This window comes from Martinezella dioscoreae (genome assembly GCF_009176305.1).
GTDB classification, from domain to species: domain Bacteria; phylum Pseudomonadota; class Alphaproteobacteria; order Rhizobiales; family Rhizobiaceae; genus Rhizobium; species Rhizobium dioscoreae.
The window spans coordinates 591,945-614,061 of sequence record NZ_BLAJ01000001.1; the positions used below are offsets into that span (position 1 = coordinate 591,945).

The 22,117-nt window shown below is 60.0% G+C and carries 25 protein-coding genes; 18 read left to right on the forward strand and 7 right to left on the reverse strand.

The features are described from left to right. The first annotated feature begins 93 nt into the window (after positions 1-93). From GDN47_RS02865 to GDN47_RS02895, 7 genes are all read left to right on the forward strand, one after another. On the forward strand, positions 94-801 hold the full coding sequence (locus GDN47_RS02865) for a DUF1045 domain-containing protein (RefSeq protein ID WP_113351794.1): 708 nt from the start codon (positions 94-96) through the stop codon (positions 799-801). 115 nt (positions 802-916) lie between these two features. Beyond that, the gene (gene puuE / locus GDN47_RS02870; protein WP_113351795.1) at positions 917-1,840 is read left to right on the forward strand and encodes an allantoinase PuuE; all 924 of its coding nucleotides are present in this window, start codon (positions 917-919) and stop codon (positions 1,838-1,840) included. A gap of 1 nt (position 1,841) precedes the next feature. Continuing rightward, positions 1,842-2,339, forward strand: a complete 498-nt coding sequence (gene uraD, locus GDN47_RS02875; RefSeq protein ID WP_113351796.1) for a 2-oxo-4-hydroxy-4-carboxy-5-ureidoimidazoline decarboxylase — start codon at positions 1,842-1,844, stop codon at positions 2,337-2,339. Positions 2,340-2,603: 264 nt separating this feature from the next. Further along, complete coding sequence (locus GDN47_RS02880) at positions 2,604-2,930, forward strand: HepT-like ribonuclease domain-containing protein (RefSeq protein WP_233789746.1); 327 nt, start codon at positions 2,604-2,606, stop codon at positions 2,928-2,930. A 7-nt stretch (positions 2,931-2,937) separates the two neighbouring features. Then, positions 2,938-3,438 (forward strand): ureidoglycolate lyase, encoded by a 501-nt coding sequence (locus tag GDN47_RS02885; protein WP_113332168.1) that lies wholly within the window; start codon positions 2,938-2,940, stop codon positions 3,436-3,438. Then, positions 3,435-3,791, forward strand: coding sequence for a hydroxyisourate hydrolase (uraH, locus tag GDN47_RS02890; protein WP_113351798.1), 357 nt, complete (start codon positions 3,435-3,437; stop codon positions 3,789-3,791). Before GDN47_RS02885 ends, uraH begins: the two co-directional genes overlap by 4 nt. 2 nt (positions 3,792-3,793) lie before the next feature. Continuing rightward, a complete protein-coding gene (locus tag GDN47_RS02895) occupies positions 3,794-4,534 on the forward strand; it encodes a metallophosphoesterase family protein (RefSeq protein WP_113351799.1) in 741 nt (246 codons plus the stop codon). 50 nt (positions 4,535-4,584) lie between these two features. On the opposite strand, the gene GDN47_RS02900 is transcribed toward GDN47_RS02895, so the two are convergent. Genes GDN47_RS02900 through GDN47_RS02910 form a run of 3 tightly spaced genes read right to left on the reverse strand, consistent with a single transcriptional unit; the run spans position 4,585 to position 8,314 of the window. Further along, positions 4,585-5,724, reverse strand: a complete 1,140-nt coding sequence (locus tag GDN47_RS02900) for an alpha-hydroxy acid oxidase (RefSeq protein ID WP_152092600.1) — start codon at positions 5,722-5,724, stop codon at positions 4,585-4,587. Positions 5,725-5,771: 47 nt separating this feature from the next. After that, entirely contained in the window at positions 5,772-7,079 is a 1,308-nt protein-coding gene (gene guaD / locus GDN47_RS02905) for a guanine deaminase (RefSeq protein WP_113351801.1), read from the reverse strand. Further along, on the reverse strand, positions 7,076-8,314 hold the full coding sequence (locus GDN47_RS02910; protein ID WP_113332173.1) for a urate hydroxylase PuuD: 1,239 nt from the start codon (positions 8,312-8,314) through the stop codon (positions 7,076-7,078). The genes guaD and GDN47_RS02910 overlap by 4 nt, the downstream gene beginning before the upstream one ends. A gap of 216 nt (positions 8,315-8,530) precedes the next feature. Here GDN47_RS02910 and GDN47_RS02915 point away from each other — a divergent pair, with 216 nt between their 5' ends. After that, the gene (locus GDN47_RS02915; protein WP_113352029.1) at positions 8,531-8,866 is read left to right on the forward strand and encodes a hypothetical protein; all 336 of its coding nucleotides are present in this window, start codon (positions 8,531-8,533) and stop codon (positions 8,864-8,866) included. A gap of 3 nt (positions 8,867-8,869) precedes the next feature. Here the strand turns inward: GDN47_RS02915 and GDN47_RS02920 are convergent, their stop codons facing one another. Next, on the reverse strand, positions 8,870-9,766 hold the full coding sequence (locus GDN47_RS02920) for a LysR substrate-binding domain-containing protein (protein WP_113332174.1): 897 nt from the start codon (positions 9,764-9,766) through the stop codon (positions 8,870-8,872). A gap of 102 nt (positions 9,767-9,868) precedes the next feature. Here GDN47_RS02920 and GDN47_RS02925 point away from each other — a divergent pair, with 102 nt between their 5' ends. Next, positions 9,869-10,072 carry a hypothetical protein gene (locus GDN47_RS02925; RefSeq protein WP_069612746.1) on the forward strand — a complete coding sequence of 68 codons (204 nt, stop codon included), beginning with the start codon at positions 9,869-9,871 and terminating at the stop codon, positions 10,070-10,072. 286 nt (positions 10,073-10,358) lie between these two features. On the opposite strand, the gene xdhB is transcribed toward GDN47_RS02925, so the two are convergent. The 3 genes from xdhB to GDN47_RS02940 form a co-directional block, all read right to left on the reverse strand. Further along, positions 10,359-12,698 carry a xanthine dehydrogenase molybdopterin binding subunit gene (gene xdhB / locus GDN47_RS02930; RefSeq protein WP_152092601.1) on the reverse strand — a complete coding sequence of 780 codons (2,340 nt, stop codon included), beginning with the start codon at positions 12,696-12,698 and terminating at the stop codon, positions 10,359-10,361. Positions 12,699-12,701: 3 nt separating this feature from the next. Beyond that, positions 12,702-14,171, reverse strand: coding sequence for a xanthine dehydrogenase small subunit (xdhA, locus tag GDN47_RS02935; protein WP_113351803.1), 1,470 nt, complete (start codon positions 14,169-14,171; stop codon positions 12,702-12,704). A gap of 69 nt (positions 14,172-14,240) precedes the next feature. Further along, the gene (locus GDN47_RS02940; protein WP_113351804.1) at positions 14,241-15,017 is read right to left on the reverse strand and encodes a 3-hydroxybutyrate dehydrogenase; all 777 of its coding nucleotides are present in this window, start codon (positions 15,015-15,017) and stop codon (positions 14,241-14,243) included. A 222-nt stretch (positions 15,018-15,239) separates the two neighbouring features. On the opposite strand from GDN47_RS02940, the gene glpK reads away from it, so the two are divergent. From glpK to GDN47_RS32265, 9 genes are all read left to right on the forward strand, one after another. Next, complete coding sequence (glpK, locus tag GDN47_RS02945) at positions 15,240-16,742, forward strand: glycerol kinase GlpK (protein ID WP_113395406.1); 1,503 nt, start codon at positions 15,240-15,242, stop codon at positions 16,740-16,742. 178 nt (positions 16,743-16,920) lie between these two features. Then, positions 16,921-17,724: a membrane-anchored protein gene (locus GDN47_RS02950; protein WP_113395405.1), complete on the forward strand. Its 804-nt coding sequence runs from the start codon at positions 16,921-16,923 to the stop codon at positions 17,722-17,724. A gap of 66 nt (positions 17,725-17,790) precedes the next feature. Next, complete coding sequence (locus GDN47_RS02955; protein WP_233789747.1) at positions 17,791-18,738, forward strand: S66 peptidase family protein; 948 nt, start codon at positions 17,791-17,793, stop codon at positions 18,736-18,738. Between the two features lie 79 nt (positions 18,739-18,817). After that, positions 18,818-19,192, forward strand: coding sequence for a YciI family protein (locus tag GDN47_RS02960; RefSeq protein WP_015340707.1), 375 nt, complete (start codon positions 18,818-18,820; stop codon positions 19,190-19,192). Then, positions 19,189-20,445, forward strand: coding sequence for an RNA polymerase sigma factor (locus GDN47_RS02965; protein WP_113395404.1), 1,257 nt, complete (start codon positions 19,189-19,191; stop codon positions 20,443-20,445). The genes GDN47_RS02960 and GDN47_RS02965 overlap by 4 nt, the downstream gene beginning before the upstream one ends. Positions 20,446-20,544: 99 nt before the next feature. Then, the gene (locus GDN47_RS02970; protein ID WP_113389297.1) at positions 20,545-21,015 is read left to right on the forward strand and encodes an SRPBCC family protein; all 471 of its coding nucleotides are present in this window, start codon (positions 20,545-20,547) and stop codon (positions 21,013-21,015) included. Positions 21,016-21,045: 30 nt separating this feature from the next. Then, positions 21,046-21,474: a DoxX family protein gene (locus GDN47_RS02975; protein ID WP_113332180.1), complete on the forward strand. Its 429-nt coding sequence runs from the start codon at positions 21,046-21,048 to the stop codon at positions 21,472-21,474. A 51-nt stretch (positions 21,475-21,525) separates the two neighbouring features. Continuing rightward, a complete protein-coding gene (locus tag GDN47_RS32260) occupies positions 21,526-21,822 on the forward strand; it encodes a hypothetical protein (protein WP_233789748.1) in 297 nt (98 codons plus the stop codon). Further along, the gene (locus GDN47_RS32265) at positions 21,819-22,037 is read left to right on the forward strand and encodes a GNAT family N-acetyltransferase (protein ID WP_233789749.1); all 219 of its coding nucleotides are present in this window, start codon (positions 21,819-21,821) and stop codon (positions 22,035-22,037) included. The genes GDN47_RS32260 and GDN47_RS32265 overlap by 4 nt, the downstream gene beginning before the upstream one ends. The last annotated feature ends 80 nt before the right edge of the window (positions 22,038-22,117 follow it).

The following is a 22,117-nucleotide window of genomic DNA, read 5'->3' on the forward strand; positions in this document are numbered from 1 at the left end:
CTTTCGGGTCGTCAATCTGTCACGCAAATCACCTATCTCCTTGGCCATCGGTGCCGGTTCGGTCTGCCTGACGTTACGCCCTGGAGGAATTTTATGCGGTATGCCATTTGCTTCACACCGTCTGCGAGCGATCCGCTGACGCTTGTGGCGGCGAATTGGCTCGGCCGCAATGTCTACTCCGGCGAGATGGTTGATCCGCCCGCAGTCCGTGGCCTGGGCATTCATGAGATCGCTTTCTACACCGCAGTCCCGCGCCGCTATGGTTTCATGGGAATTTTGAAGGCGCCGTTCCGGTTGGCCGAAGACATGTCCGAAGCCGGGCTGCTGCGTGATCTGATGCGGTTCTCCGGCACCGTGGCACCCTTCGAAATCCCGAGGCTCGAGGTCGCGCGGCTCGGCGGCGCGCTGGGCCTCGTTCCCTCCGCACCAAGCCAGCAGATGCATTTCCTCGCAGCATCGCTGGTGCAGACCTTCGATCAATATCGGGCTCCTTTGAGCGAAGCCGAGATCGAGCGGATCGATCCGGATGGGCTTTCTGCGACCCAGTTTGCCAACCTGCATCGCTGGGGGCATCCGCACGTCATGGACGAGTTTCGCTTCCAGATGATGCTGACGGGCACCGTGAGCCCTGCCGATATGGCGCGCATCGAGCGTGCGCTGCGCGATTTCTTTGAGCCTGCCTTGGCTGCGCCTATCCCCGTTTCCAATGTTGCGCTCATGATGGAAGAAGGCGCTGGCGGCCCCTTCCGGGTGCACTCGTTGCATCCGATGGGAAAGGTCAGCGCCCGCAAGATCGCCTAGATTAGCGACTGGCGCGCGCCAATACCTCGCTTTGAAGCGAAAGTGATTTTCCCACTTTCCGTCTCGACTTTCCCGGCGTGGATGCTACCGTTCCGCGATCAGAGAAGGTGCTTCAATGTCGGAAATCTATCCCCGTAATCTCATCGGCTACGGCCGCAACACACCGGATCCGAAATGGCCCGGCGATGCCCGCATCGCGGTGCAGTTCGTGATCAACTACGAAGAGGGCGGAGAAAGCTGCATTCTCGACGGTGATCCGGGGTCGGAAAACCTGCTTTCGGAGATCGTTGGCGCAGCTTCCTGGCCGAATCAGCGCAACCTCAACATGGAATCGATCTACGAATATGGTTCACGCGCCGGCTTCTGGCGGCTGTGGCGCATGTTCACCGAACTCAAGGTTCAAGCGACGGTCTATGGGGTGACGCTTGCCATGGCGCGCAACCCGGAAGCGGTTGCCGCCATGAAGGAAGCGGGCTGGGAAATCGCCAGCCACGGCTACCGCTGGCTGGAATACAAGGATTTCTCCGAGGATCTGGAGCGCAAGCACATTCTCGAAGCCGTTCGGCTGCATACCGAACTCACCGGCGAGCGGCCCTACGGCATGTATCAGGGCAAGCCGTCGGACAATACGCTGCGGCTCGTCATGGAGGAGGGCGGTTTCCTCTATTCCTCCGACTCCTATGCCGACGATCTGCCCTTCTGGGTCGATGGTCTGAACGGCAAGCCGTTCCTGATCATTCCCTACACGCTCGAAACCAACGACATGCGCTTTGCGACACCACAGGGCTTCAATTCCGGCGACCAGTTCTTCACCTACCTCAAGGATGCTTTCGACACGCTCTATGAAGAGGGCAAGGACGGCAGTCCGAAGATGATGTCTGTCGGTCTGCATTGCCGCCTCGTCGGCCGCCCGGGCCGCGCCGCCGCGCTGCGGCGGTTCATCGAATATGTGCAGAAGCACGACAAGGTCTGGATCCCAAAGCGCATCGAGATTGCCAACCACTGGTATGAAAATCACCTTCCCGGGGGCGCGCGCTGATATGATCTCGCGGGATGATTTTGTCGGCCGCTTCGGCGGTGTTTTCGAACATTCGCCCTTCGTTGCCGAGCGCGCCTACGATCAGGGCGCCATTGCCGAGCCATTGACCTCCGGCGGCGTGCATGCCGCGCTGGTGCGGGTCTTCCGCGCTGCCAGCGAGGCGGAGCGACTTGGCGTGCTGCGGGCACACCCCGATCTCGCCGGCCGGCTGGCGATTGCCGGCCAGCTGACCGAGGATAGCCGTAAGGAGCAGGCCGGTGCAGGGCTCGATCGGTTAAGCCCCGAGGAGCATGCTCGGTTTACCGAGCTCAATGCCGCCTATGTGACGAAATTTGGCTTTCCTTTTATTATCGCGGTGAAGGGGCTCGGCAAGGACGATATCCTTGCCGCCTTCGAAACCCGGATTGGCAACGGCCGGGACACGGAATTTGCGACGGCTGCCGCTCAGGTCGAGAAGATCGCGCTACTGCGTCTGCAATCCATGCTGCCTGAAGCCTGAGGTTTGGCCTCAGGGCCGCGATCCTCCAACCCATGTCCCTGGGCGGATTTCTCGTTGAGGTACGCGCTATTTTTCGGTCTACTCATGACTTAGTATCCGCTTGGCAGGATACTGAGTCATGGGACCACGGAAAGCATTGGGCAGAGATAGAAGCGGACGGATGATTGGTGACGCCAAGAGGCGCGTCATCGCACCGGAATCGGGCGTTGCCGGCGGAGGAAAGCCGGCATGAGCCTGGATCGACTGATTACCTACCTCGAACGCATGCAGCAGGCTGCATCCGAAATCGGTCAATTCCTCCGGGACGTCGATCAAGCCGCCTTTTTCAAGAGTGTCGAGAAACAGCGCGCCGTCGGCATGAACCTTCTGCTGATCGGCGAGGCTACCATACGCATTGCCGAGGAATATCCGGAGTTTGTCGTTGACCATCCGGAGCTGCCTTGGCATGTGATGCAGGACTTTCGGAATCGTATTGCGCAAGGATATGTCAACATCGAGTTGGCGGCCCTGTGGGACATCGCGCGCAAATCTCTTCCGGAGTTGCTCCTGCAACTGGACTCCATTCGCCATTGGCGAGCGGAAGGCGAATAATCAGTCAATGACACAGCATCTAGACATCAATCCTTTGACAAAGGCCGCGTTTGAGCCATTCGGCGATGTGATCGAGGCCGATCCTGCGACTATGCGGTACATCAACGGTGGCACAACCGAACGTTTCCACGCGTTGTCGAATGCCGAAGCTCTCGGTGACGGGGCGCGGGTTATCCTGAACCTCTTTCGCGGCCAGCCGCGTGCCTTTCCCTTCTCGATCGACATGATGGAGCGCCACCCCTTCGGCAGCCAGTGTTTCGTGCCGCTGAATGGTCGGCCGTTCCTCGTCGTCGTTGCAGAAGATGAGGGCGGCAAGCCGGGCCGGCCGCAAGTCTTCCTTGCGCGCGGCGACCAGGGCGTGAACTATCGGATCAATGTCTGGCATTATCCCCTGATGGCCCTCGACGAACAGAGTGATTTCCTTATCGTGGATCGTGACGGGTCGGAGAACAACCTCGAGGAATATTTCTTCGACACGCCCTTCATCATCGGAGCACCGACGCTATGACCGGATTGACGACCCATGTGCTCGATACCGCCCTCGGCAAGCCAGCCGAAGGGCTGGTGATCGATCTCTTCAGAATCGAGGGCGATGCCCGCAGGCATGTGAAGACGGTAACGACCAATGCCGACGGACGCGTGGATGGCGGTCCCATCCTGATCGGCGACAGCTTCGTTGCCGGCACCTATGAATTGCTGTTTCGCGCCGGAGACTATCTGCGTGCCAGCGGTATCAAGCTGCCGGAGCCGGCTTTCCTCGATCTGGTGCCGATCCGTTTCGGCATTGCCGATAGCACGGCGCATTATCATGTGCCGCTGCTGATCTCACCCTACGGCTATTCCACCTATCGCGGGAGCTGAGATTGCGTTTTGCAGCCATAGCGGACATCCACGGCAATCATCTGGCGCTTGAAGCCGTGCTTGCGGATATCCGCAGGCAGGGCATTAGCGACATCATCAATCTCGGCGATTGCTTCAGCGGGCCACTGACGGCGGGAAAGACAGCCGACCTGCTGCTGGAACTGAATGCGCCGACGGTGCGCGGTAATCACGACCGCTATCTGATCGAACAGGCGCCCGAGACGATGCATGTTTCAGATCGGGCCGCGCATTCTGAACTGACGGAACGCCATCTCGAATGGCTGCACACCTTGCCGGTCAGTGCGGTCCATCTGGATGAGGCCTATCTCTGCCACGCGACGCCAGCCGATGATAATGTCTATTGGCTCGAATCCGTCTCGCCCGAGGGTCATGTCTATCTAAAGCCGCTGGAAGAGATCGAGGCGCTGGCTGCCGGCATCGATTTTCCGCTGATCCTGTGCGGGCATAGCCATATTCCGCGCGCCGTTCGCCTTTCCGACGGGCGCCTGATCGTCAATCCCGGGAGCGTCGGCTGCCCCGCCTACGACGATGACCTGCCCTACTATCACAAGGTGGAGGCGGGCCATCCCTTTGCTTCTTACGCCATTCTGGAAAAGATCGGCGATACCTGGCTGCCAGTCTTCCGGCAGGTGGCCTATGACCACATGGCGATGGCGACGCTCGCGGCGCAGAACGGCCGCGAGGAGTGGGCGAGCGGTCTGGCGACAGGCTGGCTGCGCTAGAGCATGCCGCGCAAATGTGTGCAGCGGTTTTGCGGTAACGACATGCGCTATTAAAGGTCAGCGAGTATCGACCGATCCACCGCCTTGATATCGCGCTTGCCGCAGAGTGCCATGGAAATATCCAGCTCCTTGCGGATGATTTCGAGTGCCAGCGTGACGCCTTCCTTACCCATGGCGCCGAGACCATAGAGGAAGGGGCGGCCGATGAAGGTGCCCTTGGCGCCGAGGGCTATGGCTTTCAGTACGTCCTGGCCGGAGCGGATGCCTCCGTCCATATGCACCTCGATCCTGTCGCCGACGGCATCGACGATTCTCGGTAGCATGCTGATGGAAGAATGGGCGCCGTCGAGCTGCCGGCCGCCGTGATTGGAGACGATGATGGCGTCGGCGCCGACATCGACGGCCGCTTTTGCATCCTCGACGTCGAGAATGCCTTTGATGATCAACGGGCCGCCCCATTGCTCCTTGATCCAGGCGACATCGCGCCAGGAGAGTTTGGGGTCGAACTGTGAATGCGTCCAGTGTGACAGCGTCGTCATGTCGGAAATATCCTTGGCATGACCGATGATATTGCCGAAGGAGCGGCGCTTGGTCTTCAGCATACCCATGCACCAGCCTGGCCGCGTCGCCATCTGCCAGAGATTTTTCGCCGTCATTTTCGGCGGTGCCGACAATCCGTTGCGGATATCGTTGTGGCGCTGCCCGAGGATCTGCAGGTCAGCTGTCAGCACCAGCGCCGAGCATTTTGCTGCCTTGGCGCGCTGGATCAGATTCAGGACGAAATCGCGGTCCTTCATCACATAGAGCTGAAACCAGAAGGGCTGCTTCGTCACCGAGGCGATGTCCTCGATCGAGCAGATGCTCATGGTCGAGAGTGTGAAGGGGATACCGAATTCTTCCGCCGCCCGCGCCGCCAGCATCTCGCCATCGGCGTGCTGCATGCCGGTGAGGCCCGTGGGTGCCAGCGCCACCGGCATCGAGGCTTTCTGACCGACCATGGTGGTTGCCAGCGACCGGTCGGACATGTCGACGAGCACGCGCTGACGCAGCTTGATCTTGGCGAAATCAGCCTCGTTTGCGCGGTAGGTCGACTCCGTCCACGATCCGGAATCGGCATATTGGAAGAACATTTTCGGCACGCGCCGCTGCGCAAGCGTTTTCAGTTCGGCGATGGTCAGCGGCGCGGTCATGGCTCTTTGCCTTCTGGATGGTTACATGGAGGTGGGCTGGGATTGCCTCATTGCAGGATCGATTTCATCGGCTTTCCAGCAACATAGGTTTCGACGACCGCCCGGTCGTCGCCCATGGTCTGAAGCAGGAACAGCTCTTCGGTAAGGCTCTTCGTCACTTCCATCTTCAGTGCCATGGCTGGCGTTGCCGCTGCATTCAGCACGATGAGGTCGGCTTCCGTGCCAGCATCGAGCGTGCCGATCTTATCGACGAGGGAGAGCGCCTCGGCATTGCCGCGTGTCATGTAGTAATAGCTTTCCAGCGGGTTCAGGCGTTCGCCGAGCAGCTGCTGGATCTTGTAAGCCTCGTCCATCGTGCGCAGCATGGAATAGCTGGAGCCGCCGCCGATATCGGTGGCGACACCGATGCGAACGGGTTTCTCGCGGCGGGCCAGCGCCTTCAGCGGGAAGAGGCCGGAGCCGAGGAACAGGTTGGAAGTCGGGCAATGCACCGCAACCGCGCCGGCCTCGCTCATGGCGTCGGCTTCGCGGTCGGAAAGATGGATCGCATGGCCGAACAGGCTCTTGGGGCCGAGCAGTCCGTAGTGAGCATAGATATCGGTATAATCGATCGCTTCCGGATAAAGTGCGCAGGTGAACTTGATCTCGTCGTGGTTCTCGGACAGATGCGTCTGAATATGCAGATCCGGGAATTCGCGGGCAAGCGCGGCCGTTGCCTCCATCTGCGCCGGTGTGGAGGTGATGGCGAAGCGTGGGGTGATCGCGACATGGTTGCGGCCCTTGCCGTGCCAGTCTGCGATCACCTGGCGCGTCTCGTCATAGCCCATTTCGGGCGTATCGAGCAGACCCTGTGGGGCGTGGCGATCCATCATCACCTTGCCGCCGACCATGCGCATGTTGCGACGCATGGCTTCGGCAAAATAGGCGTCGGCGGAGGTCTTGTGCACAGAACAGTAGGCGACGGCCGTCGTTGTGCCGTGGCGGATCATCTCGTCGTAGAAATGCGTGGCGATGCGCTCGGCATGCGTGCTTTCGACGAAGCGGCATTCCTCGGGAAAGGTATAGGTGTTCAGCCATTCCAAGAGGTTGGCGGCATAGGAGGCGATCACCTGCATCTGCGGAAAATGCAGGTGCATGTCGATGAAACCCGGCAGGATCAGATGCGGGCGGTGGTCGACTTCGGCGACACCTTCCGGCGCCTGCGCCTTGATATCGGCATAAGGCCCGGTCGCGACGATCATGCCGTTCTCGACCAGCAGGCCGCCGTCGCTTTCGTAAGCGTAGCTGCCCGTATCATCGAGGCTTTGCGGCAGGTGCTTGAAGGAAAGCAGTCGGCCGCGCAGAAGGGTGGTCATTGGCTTTTTTCTCCGATGGAGCTTTCGAACCAGGCGACCAGCAATTTGCGTTCCTCTGGCGTCACTTCGGTAACATTGCCCGGAGGCATGGCATGGCTGCGGCCGGCCTGAATATAGATCTCCCGGGCATGCATAGCGATTTGCTCGTCATTTTCCAGCATTACGCCCTTTGGCGGTCGAACAATCCCCTCATAGACGGGTTCGGCCGAATGGCACATGGTGCAGCGCGTCGAAACTATCTCTTTGACGGACGAGAAATGTATATCCGAGGCATATTGCTGGAAGGCGGGAGGAATCGCATTGGCCTCCTTCTCCTCGGTCAGCACCTTCGGAACGGTCGAAAGCCACATGATGATAATGAAGAGGACGACGGTAACGATCCAGGTCCAGGTTGGATGACCTTTGCGGGCATGTGTCGTGTTGAACCAGTGACGGATGGTGACCCCCATGAGGAAAACCAGCGCCGCGATCACCCAATTATAGGCCGTGCCGAAAGCCAGCGGATAGTGGTTGGACAGCATGAAGAAGATGACAGGCAGCGTCAGGTAGTTGTTGTGCAGCGAGCGCTGCTTGGCGATACGGCCATATTTAGGGTCGGGCGTGCGGCCGGCAATGAGGTCTGCGACAACGATCTTTTGATTGGGAATGATGATCATGAAGACGTTCGCCGACATGATCGTCGCGGTGAAGGCGCCGAGATGCAGGAAGGCGGCGCGGCCGGTGAAGAGATGCGTGTAGCCCCAGGCCATGAAAACCAGGACGGCATAAAGCACGATCATCAGGCCCCAGGTGTTGTTGCCGAGCGGGGACTTGCAAAGCAGGTCGTAGACGATCCAGCCGCCGGCAAGCGAAGCGAGTGAAATCAGGATCGCGACCGGGACGCTGACATCGAGCACATGCCGGTCGATGAGGAAGAGGTTGGCGCCGCCGTAATAGACGATGCACAGCATCAGGAAGCCGGAAATCCAGGTGAAATAGCTTTCGTATTTGAACCAGGTCAGATGCTCCGGCATCTGCGCGGGAGCCACGAGATATTTCTGGATATGATAAAAGCCGCCACCATGGACTTGCCATTCTTCGCCATAGGCGCCGGGCGGAAGATGCGGGCGCTTCACCAGCCCGAGATCGAGCGCGATGAAGTAGAAAGACGAACCGATCCAGGCAATGGCGGTTATGACGTGGAACCAGCGGGCGGCAAAGGCCAGCCATTCCCACGCTATGGCGTATTCATACATTCAGTTCCCCTTTTTCTTCCTCCGACTCCGCACCTTGCAAAATGTTGGCGACGGAGGGAAGGGGAGAGTTTGCCGCGTCAGCAAAAAGCCACGCTCTTGTCTGGCGCCCAGGGCGCATTAGATCAGATTATGGCAGTTTTTTAATAAAATGCCCTTGGCTGCTTGGAGCGGGTCGTGTCCGCGGCAGCCGTCTATTTTTTCGACGGAGAATTGCCCATGCGAGGTATTCTGGCGTTCGTATTTTTTCTTCTCTCCACAGCCTTCGCCTTGGGGCATGAGGCGCCCTCCGGTTGGTCCTACGACCCCTATTGCTGCAATGGTGACAGCAAGACGGGCGATTGCGAGATGATCCCCTCGCGTACCGTCACCATTGTACCCGGTGGCTATCGGGTGACGCTCAATCCGGGCGATCATCGCTATATAACCCACGCGCATATCTTCAATCTGCCGCAGCAGAAAACGATGCGTTCTCCCGACGGAGCCTATCATCTCTGTCTGTTTCCGGACGAGAATACGCCGCGCTGTTTTTATGCGCCCGACATGGATTATTGAAGGCTATTCCAGCGGCATGCCGAATTCGCGGAGGAGCCAATCCCTGAAGGCGCGGATGCGCGGCGTATGACGTCTGTTTTCGGGATAAGCGATCCAGTAGTCCGTATTGTCGGACGAAAGAATATCAAAGGGCTGGATCAGCCGGCCGGAAGCCAGATCGTCCGCATAGAACTCCGGGGTCAGGATGGCGACGCCCTGGCCGGCCAATGCTGCGCTCGCCTCGAAGGACTGGGCACCGAGCCTGCTTCGCGGCCGGCCCTGAAGGCCGGGATCGGGAACGCCGGCCTCTTTGAACCATTGCGCCCACCACGGGTCGCCTGCGTCGATGATACGGAGCTTCAGGAGATCGGCCGGTTCATGTATGCCGCCGATAGATTCGGCAAGCGCCGGGCTCAGCATCGGCGTGAAATAGACCTTCATCAAAAGATGGGCGCGCAGTCCCGGCCATTGGCCACGCCCGGCGCGGATGGCGATATCGGAGGGCTCCCGGGCGAAGTCGATGATCGAGCCGGAGGTATCCAGCCGGACCGCGATATTGGGATGCTTGAGCTGAAACGACCCGACATGACGAGCCAGCCATTGCGAGGCGAAGGTGGGCGTCGAATGAATGCGCAGCGTCGTTTCGGCATCGCCACTGATCGAGGCCATGGCCTCCTGCAGCAGGGCAAAGGCTTCAGCCACTTTCGGCGCGAGCTGTTCTCCGGCTTCCGTCAATAGGATCTGCCGCGGACGACGCAGGAATAGCGGCTCCCCCACCGTCTCCTCCAGTAGCTTGATCTGATAGCTGACCGCCGTCTGCGTCATGCCAAGCTCTTCGCCGGCGCGGGTGAAACTGCCGAGCCGGGCGGCGGCTTCGAAAACGCGCAAGGCATTCAGCGGGAAGCGCTTGGACTGCTTCATGGATAAGTTCTCTTTATGTATGCAGACGATAGTTCGATTGGAATTCCAGCATTTTTCGCGCCAGACTGCAATTCATATCGTTGATTGAATTGAGGTGTTGTCATGGACTGTTATGTGATCGAGCCGGTGGAGGCAGCCAAGCCCGCGCTTGTGGCGCGTCTTCTGGAGCCGCTGATGCAGGTCTTCCTGAAGCACGGCGAACCGTCACCGCATCTAGACCTCGATGAGATGCCGGACCGGCTGAAGCGCGACCTTGGATTTCTGGATGGGCGTGAGCCGCGTTATGACGATAGGTCGCTGCTGTAGGTGGTGAGGACCGTCGAGGGGTTGGGTCATGAATTGAGACCCTTCATGTATGTGGAGCGTGAGTGCCCCCTCTGTCCTTGTCGGGACATCTCCCTCACAAGGGAGAGATGGGTAACCCGCAGCTTTCTTCGGATATCAAACGAAGATAGTATCTGTGGAAACGACAGTGGCATGTTCTGTTAGGTGGAGCGACACCCCCAACAATCTCCCCCCTTGTGGGAGAGATGTCAGCGAAGCTGACAGGGGGCTGCGTCAAATGCAGTCCTCTCGTTTGGCAGGACGACAATCACATCCCCTTCAGCCGCTCCACCGCCATCAGCACGCGCTCCGGTGTCGCCGGGGCGTCGAGGCGGGGGCAGACGCGGTAATCCGCGACGCTGGCGACCGCCATCGATAGGGCCTCGAGCACGGATATGCTCAGCATGAAGGGCGGCTCGCCCACGGCCTTCGAGCGGCCGATGGTCGCCTCCGTGTTTTCCGACCATTCCGCAAGGCGGACGTTGAAGATTTTCGGGCGGTCGGAGGCGAGGGGGATCTTGTAGGTGGAGGGCGCATGGGTGCGCAGTCGGCCCTTGGCATCCCACCAGAGCTCCTCGGTCGTCAGCCAGCCCATGCCCTGCACGAAGGCACCTTCGACCTGGCCGATGTCGATCGCCGGATTAAGCGAGCGACCGACGTCGTGAAGGATGTCGGTGCGGTCGATCAGATATTCGCCCGTCAGCGTATCGATCGACACTTCCGAGCAGGCGGCGCCATAGGAAAAGTAGTAGAATGGCGTGCCGCGGCCGGCCTTGCGGTCCCAATGGATCTTTGGCGTCTTGTAGAAGCCGGCGGCCGAGAGCTGGACGCGGGCGAAATAGGCCTGCTTGACGAAATCGGGGAAGGGGATTTCCACCTCGCCGACGCGTACGCGGTTGGGAAGGAACTGCACTTCTTCCGCGCCCACGCTCCATTTCTCGGCTGCGAAGGTGATGAGCCTTTCCTTGATTTGGCGAGCAGCGTCATAGGCTGCCATGCCGTTCAGGTCGGAGCCGGATGAGGCCGCCGTCGCCGATGTATTCGGCACCTTGCCTGTTGTTGTCGCTGTGATCTTCACCCGATCGATATCGACCTGGAAGCTATCGGCCAGAACCTGCGCCACCTTCGTATAGAGGCCCTGGCCCATCTCGGTACCGCCATGGTTCAGGTGAATGGAGCCATCCTGATAGATGTGCACCAGCGCGCCGGCCTGATTGAAGGCGGTCATGGTAAAGGAGATGCCGAATTTCACCGGCGTCAGCGCGATGCCCTTGCGGATGAACCGGCTGGAGCGGTTGAATTCGATGATGGCCTTGCGCCGCGCCTGGTAGTCGGAACTCTGTTCGAGCTCGTCGACGACGCGGTTGATGATGTTGTCTGTGACCTCCTGATGATAAGGGGTCAGTGTCCGGCCGGAGCCCGGCTGGCCGTAGAAATTGGCACGGCGGATTTCGAGTGGATCCTTGCCGAGCGCATAGGCGATCTCTTCGATCATGCGCTCGCCACCAACCATGCCCTGCGGGCCTCCAAAGCCACGGAAGGCGGTGTTGGAGACTGTATGCGTCTTCAGCGGCTTCGAGACCAGATGCACATGCGCGTAGAAATAGCTGGAATCCGCATGGAACAACGCGCGGTCGGTCACCGGGCCGGAAAGATCGGAGGAGAAGCCGCAGCGTGCGGCATAGGTGGCGTCGACGGCGTGGATGCGGCCTTCGTCGTCGAAGCCGACCTCGTAATCCACGAGGAAGTCGTGCCGCTTGCCCGTGGCGCTCATGTCTTCGTCGCGGTCGGGACGGAATTTAACGGCGCGGCCGAGCTTCTTGGCGGCGACGGCGGCAAGCGCCGCAAACTGGTTGCCCTGCGTTTCCTTGCCGCCGAAGCCGCCGCCCATGCGGCGTACGTTGACCGTCACGGCGTTGGATGGAATGCCGAGGACGTGGCCGACGATATGCTGGATTTCGCTCGGATGCTGCGTCGAAGACCAGACAGCGACTTCGTCGTCCTCGCCGGGGATCGCCATAGCGATGTGGCTTTCGAGATAGAAGTGCTCCTGTCCGCCGATGCCCATCTGCGCCTTGATGCGGTGCTTGGCGTTGGCCATTTCGGTTTCCGGCTCGCCGCGCTTCAGCGTCATCGGTTCGTAGACGAGCGGTGCGCCATTGGCGAGCGCGCCGTCGATATCGCTCCAATGCGGCAGGTCGCGATAGTCGATCTTGGCAAGGCGGGCAGCACGGCGGGCGGCATCGCGGGTTTCGGCGATGACGGCGAAGATCGGCTGCCCGTGGAATTCGACTTTCGTCTCGGCAAGCAGCGGTTCGTCATGCATGCCGTTGGAGCTGGTGTCGTTGACGCCGGGGATATCCGAGCCAGTGAAGACCCAGACGACACCTGGATATGCTTTGACGGCCGAGAGATCGATGCCGGTGATCTCGGCATGCGCGCGATCGGAAAGGCCCAGCGCGCCATGCAGCAGCCCGGCCGGTTCGGGAATGTCATCAATATAATCGGCGGCTCCGGTGACGTGCTTATGTGCGGAATCATGGCGTAACGAGCCGTGCATCGAGCCGTTGATGAGGACCTTGGCTTCTTCGAACGTAGACTTGTCCATAGCTCAGACCTCCGCCGTCGCGAAACGCTTCAATTCCTGCGGTGCGCCTGATGTCTCAAGATAGAAGCGGATGAGAAGATTCTTGGCGGTCAGCTGGCGGTATTCGGCGGAGGCACGCCAATCGGTGAGCGGCGTGTAGTCGCTGTCGAAGGCATCGCGTGCGGCCATGACGGTTGCCTCCGTCCACGGCTTGCCGATCAATTCTGCCTCGACAGTGCGGGCGCGCTTTGGTGTGCCGGCCATGCCGCCGAAGGCGATGCGGATATCTTCGACATTGCCGGTGGCGTCCAGTGACAGATGGAAGGCGCCGCACGCGGCGGAAATATCCTCGTCGCGGCGCTTGGAGATCTTGTAGACGGCGAAATGCGTACCCTTGGCGGGATAGGGTACGAAGATGCTCTCGACGAACTCACCGGGATGCCGGTCCTGCTTGCCGTAGTCTATGAAGAAATCTTCGAGCGGCAAGCTGCGCGTGCCCGCCGTCGAGCGGAGTTTCAGCGTTGCGCCGAGCGCGATCAGCGGCGGCGGCGTGTCGCCGATCGGCGAGCCGTTGGCGATATTGCCGCCGATGGTGCCCATGTTGCGCACCTGCTCGCCGCCGATGCGGTTGATGAGGTTGGCAAAGGCCGGGATCTTTTCGCCGATCACAGCAAAAGCGCGGCTGTAGGTGACGCCGGCGCCGATACCAAGCCCATCGTCTTCGACGACGATTTTCTGCAGATCGGTCAGATGATTGATAAAAACGACCGGGTTCAGCCGGCGCATCTGCTTGGTGACCCAGAGGCCGACATCGGTCGAGCCGGCAACGACGGTCGCCGTCGGCTCGTCGGCAAGCACCTGTGCCAGCGCCGAGACAGAGCCGGGCACGATGAGGCGATCCTCACCCTCGGCAATCTCGATGGTATCGCCACCCTGCATCGCCCAGAGGCGGGCGATGATATCGGCCCTGGTCTTTTCGAGTGGATCGAAGAGAGCGCTCGGCCGCTTCTGGCTGACCTGTTCGGCCGCCTTGACGATCGGCTCGTAGCCCGTGCACCGACAGAGGTTGCCCTGCAGCGATTTTTCGATCTGCTCCCGGCTCGGTTTTTCCGTCGTCAGCCAGAGACCATAGAGCGACATGACGAAACCCGGCGTGCAGAAGCCGCATTGCGAGCCGTGGCAATCGACCATGGCCTGCTGGACCGGGTGAAGCGTGCCGTTCTGGGCGGCGAGATGTTCGACGGTGACGACGTGGGTCGCATGCAGCGAGCCGACGAAGCGGATGCAGGCGTTGACGGATTCATAGTGCAGCCCACCATCGATCAAACGTCCCACAAGCACCGTGCAGGCGCCGCAGTCGCCTTCCGCACATCCTTCCTTCGTGCCCGTCAGTCTCCGGTTGAGACGCAGGAAGTCGAGCAGCGTCTCGGTAGGGCGCAGGCTGGATAGAATGATATCCTCGCCGTTGAGGATAAAGCGGATGCTGTCGCTCATGTCGTTCCCGTTTATGATGTCTTGGCCGGGGCCGGATGCGCGAACGAATCCGGCCCTAACCGCAAATGGTTATTCCGCGGTCCAGCCACCGTCAATCGAGACGTGTGTGCCGGTGACCTGACGTGCCTCGTCGCTGGCAAGGTAGAGCGACAGGGCGCCGATCTCCTCGGCCTTGACGAATTCGTGCGTCGGCTGGGCCTTGAGGATGACTTCGTTCTTGACCTGCTCCTCGGTCATGCCGCGGGCCTTGGCGGTGTCCGGGATCTGCTTCTCGACAAGCGGGGTCAGGACGTAGCCGGGGCAAATGGCGTTCACCGTCACGCCGAACTCGGCAAGCTCGAGCGCTGCCGTCTTGGTCAAGCCCAATATACCATGTTTTGCCGCGACATAGGCGGATTTGAAGGGTGAGGCGACAAGGCCGTGCGCCGAGGCGATGTTGATGATGCGCCCGTATTTCCTAGCCTTCATCAGCGGAATGGCGGCGCGGATGGTGTGGAAAGAGCTGGAGAGATTGATCGCGATGATCTGATCCCATTTCTCGATCGGGAAATCCTCGATCTTCTCGACATGCTGGATGCCGGCATTATTGACGAGAACATCGACGCTGCCGAAGGTGGAGTTGGCAGTCGCGATCAAATCGGCGATCTCGGCAGGCTTCGTCATATCGGCCGGATGATAGATCACCTTGCCGCCGCCGGAGGCTTCGAGCTTCGTCTTGATCGCATCGATTTCCTCGGGCTTTCCGAAGCCGTTGATGACGACGTTATCGCCCTTGGCGGCGAAGGCGGCCGCGATGGCGAGGCCGATACCGCTTGTGGAACCGGTGACGACAACTGTTCTTGCCATGATCATCTCCTTGGACAGCGCAGCTTCCTGCTGCAGTGCAAAACGATCTCAGCCTAGTCCCAAACCTCCGGATATGGCAATCGCAATGCTGGTGGCCCTTCGGCCATGATGCTGTGAATCGAAAAGTATATCCTTTAGCGAAAAAATTTCGTTTTGCTTTCTTTTCACATTCGTTTTGCTCGCGTATCTGTTGTTTCGGGACGCAACAGGCGGGAGGAGTGCATGAGCGGTTATGTCTTGGCGATCGATCAGGGAACGACGTCGACACGGGCTATCGTTTTCGACGGCAAGATGAAGGTTGCCGGTGTCGGGCAGAAGGAATTCACTCAGCATTATCCGAAGCCGGGCTGGGTAGAGCACGATCCGGAGGAAATCTGGTCCTCTGTCCTCGTCACCGTCCGCAAGGCGATCGAGGCTGCCGGCATCACCGCCAAGGATATTGCAGCCCTCGGCATCACAAATCAGCGCGAGACGGTCGTCGTGTGGGATCGCGAGACCGGCAAGCCGATCCACAATGCCATCGTTTGGCAGGACCGCCGCACGGCGAGCTATTGCGAGAAACTGAAGCGTCAGGACCTGGAAAAGCTCTTCACGCGCCGCACCGGCCTGCTGCTCGATCCCTATTTTTCAGGCACCAAACTGTCCTGGCTGCTCGCCAACGTAAAAGGTGCGCGCGCTCGCGCAGCCAAGGGCAAGCTGTGCTTCGGCACCATCGATACCTTCCTGATCTGGCGTCTGACAGGGGGCAAGAGCTTCGTCACCGATGCCACCAATGCCTCGCGGACGCTGATGTACAATATCGGTGCGAATAAATGGGATGAGGAACTGCTGGAAATCCTGCGCGTTCCCGCTGCCATGCTGCCCGAGGTGAAGGATTGTGCGGCGGATTTCGGCGTCACCGATCCCACGCATTTCGGCGCGGAGATCCCGATCCTCGGCGTTGCCGGCGACCAGCAGGCGGCGACGATCGGCCAGGCCTGCTTCGAACGCGGCATGATGAAATCCACCTATGGCACCGGCTGCTTCGCACTGCTCAACACCGGCGCTGATATGGTGCGGTCGAAAAACCGCCTGCTGACCACCATCGCCTATCGGCTGAATGGCGAGACGACCTATGCGCTCGAAGGCTCGATCTTCATCGCGGGCGCTGCGGTACAATGGCTGCGCGATGGTCTGAAGGCCATCCAGCGCGCTTCGGATTCCGGCGAGCTGGCGGCCAAGGCCGATCCCCTGCAGGAGGTTTATCTGGTGCCGGCCTTCACCGGCCTCGGGGCACCGCATTGGGATCCGGATGCACGTGGCGCGATTTTCGGGCTGACGCGCAATACCGGACCTGAGGAGATCGTCCGGGCGGCACTGGAGGCGGTCTGCTACCAGTCTCGCGATCTCCTGGATGCCATGCATAGAGATTGGCGCAACGGCAACGGGCAGGGGACAGTGCTGCGCGTCGACGGCGGCATGGTCGCTTCCGACTGGACGATGCAGCGGCTTGCCGATCTCCTGAATGCACCGGTCGACCGCCCGACGATCCTTGAAACGACCGCGCTGGGTGCCGCCTGGCTTGCTGGCAGCCGCGCCGGCGTCTGGCCGGATCGCGCCGGTTTTGCCAAAGCCTGGGCGCGAGACAAGCGGTTCGAGCCCGGCATGGATGACAAGACCCGAAACGCGAAGCTCAAAGGCTGGAAGAACGCGGTCTCGCGCACCTTGAGTACACGGCAGGGGTGATCGGCCGTCATCGGCTGCTCACCCCAGGTTATGTCGTGTAAGATTTCTTTATTTTGCTTATATAAGTGCGCGCAGCGATACTCGCCTTGTTCGTGGCGCGGGGAGGATTCCGGGCCGCATTTCGCCGGACCGCGCCTTTTGAGGGCGGACGCCTTCTCAAGAGACGATAAAGCGAATAATGGCTGCTCAATTTTCTGAACTGAAAAAACATTACTACCGGCAGATCAAATATCATCTGACCCGGCCGAAGCCACCGATGCTGGCCGAGCGGTTCGATGGGCCTGTTCTCGTCGTCGGCTCGGCGCCGATTTCGAACAGGCCGGTGGATTTCGATGAGAGCTTCAAGGTCATCACCATCAACGGTTCGCAGACTGTGACGAAGGGCTGGGGGATCGAGGCGCCCGATGTGACGCTCGTCCAGTTCAACCAGATCGAAGGCACCAACACCAATGCCGTCGAGGTGCGACGGGTTCTGAACGGCGAACGGACCAAGATGCTCTACGTTCTGCTCTGGCGGAAAGAGCGCGAGCGGCTGGAAGAGGGTCTGCGGAGGTTCAACTATAGCTACGACAAGCTGGAGATCGTCGATCGCTACAAGCGCATGGCACTGCTCGACCGGGTCGGCGGGGTGAAGTGCAGCGAACTCGGCGCCGACGACAAATGCTCGAACGGCATCAATGCCGTGCTCTTCGCGATCTATAACGGCGCCACCGAAGTGATCATCACCGGCATCAATCCCGATTCCGGCGGGCACGTCTACAATCAGGAAAATCTCGCCCGGCTGCATGTGCGCAAGGATCGCGAGGTTCTCGAACGGCTTTTGGAACGCGGCTATCCGGTGTTCACAAGCGATCCGGCCGTGTCGCAATCCATCGGCCTGCCGTTATGGGCAGGCAAGGCGAAGGCCGGCTGGACAGTTGAAGCCGATGCCAAGGGCAAGCGACCGGCACCGATAACGGCTGAGGCCGTCATCAATTCTTGAGCTAAGGATCCGCCAACGGTCAATCTGCGGCTGACGCTGGTCGTGATTCCGTGCCAAGATCGCTCCATGGAATCACGCAGCCATTCAGACGCCGATCTGATATCGATGCCGCCGCCCTTGCGGCCGGGCGACAAGGTGCGCTTTGTATCCCCAGCAAGCCCGCCCGACAGGGATATGGTTCTGAGGCATGCTGAAATATTGAAAAACTGGGGATTGAACGTCGATTTCGGTGAACACGCTTTTTGCAAACGAGACTATCTTGCCGGGACTGACGAGGAGCGGCTGGCCGATCTCAATACTGCTCTTCGCGATCCAGAGGTACGGGCGATCTTTACGACCCGCGGCGGCAAGGGATCATATCGGATTGCCGACAAACTGGATTTTGCCGCTGTGCGGCGCGACCCGAAATTCGTCATCGGCTTCAGCGACATCACCGCATTGCATCTCAGCCTCCTGAGGAATGGCCATCAGATCGGCATTCATGGAGCCTTCTTTCGCGGGCCGAATGACGATGATGTCAGTCCTTACACGCGCGCAGCATTATGTCGCGCGATGATGACGACCGAAGATATCGTCATCGAAGCTCGTCCCGATGAACCGACCTTCCGTCTGACGACAGGCGGGACGGCCAGAGGGCCGCTGATCGGTGGCAATCTGGATATGGTTGCGACCTCGGCTGGTTGGGCGCTGCCGGATCTGAATGGCGCGGTTCTTTTGCTCGAAGCCGTTAATATGTATCGCGGTCAGGTGGACCGCCAGATGACCATGCTGCGCAAGGCCGGGCATTTGGATGGTTTGGCAGGGGTCGCTGTTGGCCAGTTTACTGACTTCGAGTTCGACCGCCCTTATTCGGTGATCGACATCCTGCGTGAACATCTGACCGAACTGAAAGTGCCGATCCTCGGCGGCCTGCCGCTCGGGCATGGCGATAGCCCGGCAAGCGTTTTTATCGGCGCTATGGCGGAGCTTGATGCGAAGGCCGGTATGCTGGCGATCCGGCGTGGTAACATCTGAGATCCTCTTCGATATTTTTTGACGCAGCCTGTCGGTACGGGTGATATTCCTTCGTCTTTAAAGGGTGAAGGGAATCTCAATGCTTTACGCGATCCTATGCTACAACGACGAAGACACCGTGTTTGCCTGGTCCAAGGAGCAGGAAGACGCGACGATGGCACGGTTGATTGCCGTGCAGGAGCCGCTGGCAAAGGCTGGCAAGCTAGGGCCCGTGGCACGGCTGATGCCGACGACGGCGGCAACGACCCTGCGCAAGGGCAAAAACGAACCGATCGTGATCGACGGTCCCTTCGCGGAAACGAAGGAGCAGTTGCTCGGTTTCTACGTCGTCGATTTCGAAACTTTAGACGAAGCCATCGGTTTTTCGAAGGAGCTTGCCGCGGCCAATCCCGGCGTCGGCTCCTATGAAATCCGGCCGCTTTATGTCTTCCGGCCAGGAGCCGTTGCAACATGACCGACATTGCCTGGATCGACATTGCGCTTACCAACGCCCGACCCCAGGTGATGGGCGCGCTTTTGCGCTATTTCCGCAATCTCGACACCGCCGAGGAGGCCTTTCAGGAGGCCTGCCTCAGGGCCTTGAAGACCTGGCCCGACAAAGGGCCACCGCGCGACCCTGTCGCCTGGCTGATCTTCGTCGGCCGCAACAGCGGCATCGATACGGTGCGCAAGCAGGCCAAATTGCAGAGCCTGCCGGATGAAGAGGCGATCTCCGATACGAGTGATGTGGAGAGTGATCTGGCCGAACGGCTTGATGGCTCCGGATATCGCGACGATATTCTCCGGCTGCTGTTCATCTGCTGCCATCCGGATCTGCCGGCGACGCAGCAGATTGCACTCGCATTGCGCATCGTTTCCGGCCTCTCGGTGCAGCAGATCGCTCGTGCCTTCCTCGTCAGCGAAAGCGCGATGGAGCAGCGCATTACAAGAGCCAAGGCGCGTGTCGCTGCGGCTGGCGTTCCCTTCGAAACACCGGGTGCGGTCGAGCGGAGCGAAAGGCTGGCGCTTGTCAGCGCCATGATCTACCTGATCTACAACGAAGGCTATTCGGCCGGCGGAACCCATCGTGAGGCGGCCGCTTTCGCCGACGAGGCGATCCGGCTTGGCCGGTTGCTGTTGCGAATCTTTCCCTCCGAGCCGGAAACCATGGCGCTGCTGGCACTGATGCTTCTGCAGCAATCGCGCAAAGACGCCAGGTTCGATGCCAATCGACAGATCATCCTTCTGGAAGATCAGGATCGTTCGCTCTGGGATCGGACATTGATCGACGAGGCACTGGCGCTGCTCGACAAGGCGATCCGTCACCGCAAGCCTGGTCCCTATCAGGTGCAGGCGGCGATTGCGGCGCTGCATTCAAGGGCGAAGCGCGCCGCCGATACGGATTGGGAAGAGATCGATCTTCTCTACCAGATGCTGGAGCGGCTGACGCCGTCACCGGTCGTCACACTCAACCGCTCGGTCGCGCTCTCGAAGCTCAAGGGGCCGGAGGCGGCTCTGGCGTTGATTGCGCCGCTGGAAGCGCAGCTCGACAGCTATTTCTATTTTCATGGGGTGAGGGGCGGCCTGCTTGCACAGCTCGGCCGCGCTCAGGAAGCGCGCGTCGCCTTCGACAGAGCGATCGCGCTCGCCCGTTCGCCTGCCGAGGCAGCCCATATCCGTTATCAGCTCGATCGTCTGAGCGCGGATGCTGTTGCCGCGGCAAAATAATCGAAAAATCTGCGTCTTCGCTGTCGGGAAATGACCGTCTCGAACGTCATTCGTGTATGGACCGAGCAGGCCGCGTCAAACAATAAAGAGGAGCAAGATATGACTGAACAGAGCCAACGCCACGAGCTTTCCCTGACCCGCGTCATCGACGCACCACGAGACAAGATCTTCCGTTGCTGGACCGAAGTGGAGCTCTTGAAACAATGGTTCGCACCGCTGCCATGGACGATATCGGCAGCCAGCGTCGACGCTCGATCCGGAGGCTCAAGCTCGATCACCATGCGCAGCCCAGAAGGCGAGGATTATCCGGGCAACGGCGTCTATCTGGAAGTAGTGCCGAATGAGCGGATCGTCTTCACCGATGCCTTCACCAGCGCCTGGGTGCCGTCGGCCAAGCCCTTCATGGTGGTGACGATCCAGCTCGACGAGCTCGACAGTGGCAAGACCCGTTATACCGCCACGGTGCTGCATTGGTCCGCGGAGGATCGCGAGGCGCATGAGAAGATGGGCTTTCATCAGGGATGGGGTCAGTGCGCCGAGCAGCTCGCAGCACTGGCAGCCAAGATCTGAATTTCTGATTCAATTCCGGGGGATGTGACAATGTCTTATGCTGCTGATTCATCTTTGCCTTCGGTCACGCGCGCGCAGCGCGTGACCGGTATGATCCTGAGCGGACTGGTCATCGCCTTCCTGCTGTTCGATGGCGCGATCAAGCTTGTTCCACTTTCGGTCGTCACCGAGACGATGGCGGGGCTTGGTTATTCTGCCGATCCGGCACTTGCGCGGCTGCTCGGCATCATCACGCTCGGCTGCGCCATTCTCTATGCGATCCCGAGAACGTCGGTTCTCGGCGCCATCCTGCTGACGGGCCTGCTCGGTGGGGCGATTGCGACACACTTACGGGTCGGCAGCCCGATCTTCTCGCATCTGCTGTTCGGCGTTTATCTCGGGGTGATCGCCTGGGGCGGACTTTATCTTCGTTATGAAGCGGTTCGGAAAATGATTCCGTTCTTTCAGCGAAGCTTTTGATTTTGGATTCGATTTGGTAAGGCTCGCTCCTTAATAAGGACGGAGCGAGCCATGCCGCAAGTGATCATCGCGCCGGTCAGGCAATCGGATGCGGACGAGCTGATCGCCGCCAATATTGCCAGTCGCGCCTATCATGTGCCCTGGGCCTATCCTTTTCTCGATCGTGACGGTTTCGACGCGTGGTTCGGTCAGACGGTGACGGGGCCGAACATCGGGCTGGTGGCGCGCGACCCCGGTTCGGGCGGCATTGTCGGCGTCGTCAATATCAGTCAGATGGTCTGGGGAGGCTTTCGCAGCGCCTTTCTCGGCTATCACGGCATGGTGGGTTTCGCCGGTCAGGGTTCATGACTGAAGCGGTTCGTCTGGCCGTCGCGCACGCCTTCGATGCGGTGGGCCTGCATCGCGTGGAGGCCAATATCCAGCCGGGCAACCATGCGTCCATTGCGCTGGTCAAACGGCTCGGCTTCCGCAAGGAAGGGTTCTCGCCCAAATATTTGAAAATCGGCGGCGTCTGGTGCGATCATGAACGCTGGGCATTGCTCGCGGACGATCCTCGTTCCTGACCCCTTTCGGATTTCGAAAGCTGCGCTATCTGGCGGAAAACCTCACAAAGACATTGACTGTGCGGAGGGAAGGGGCGAAA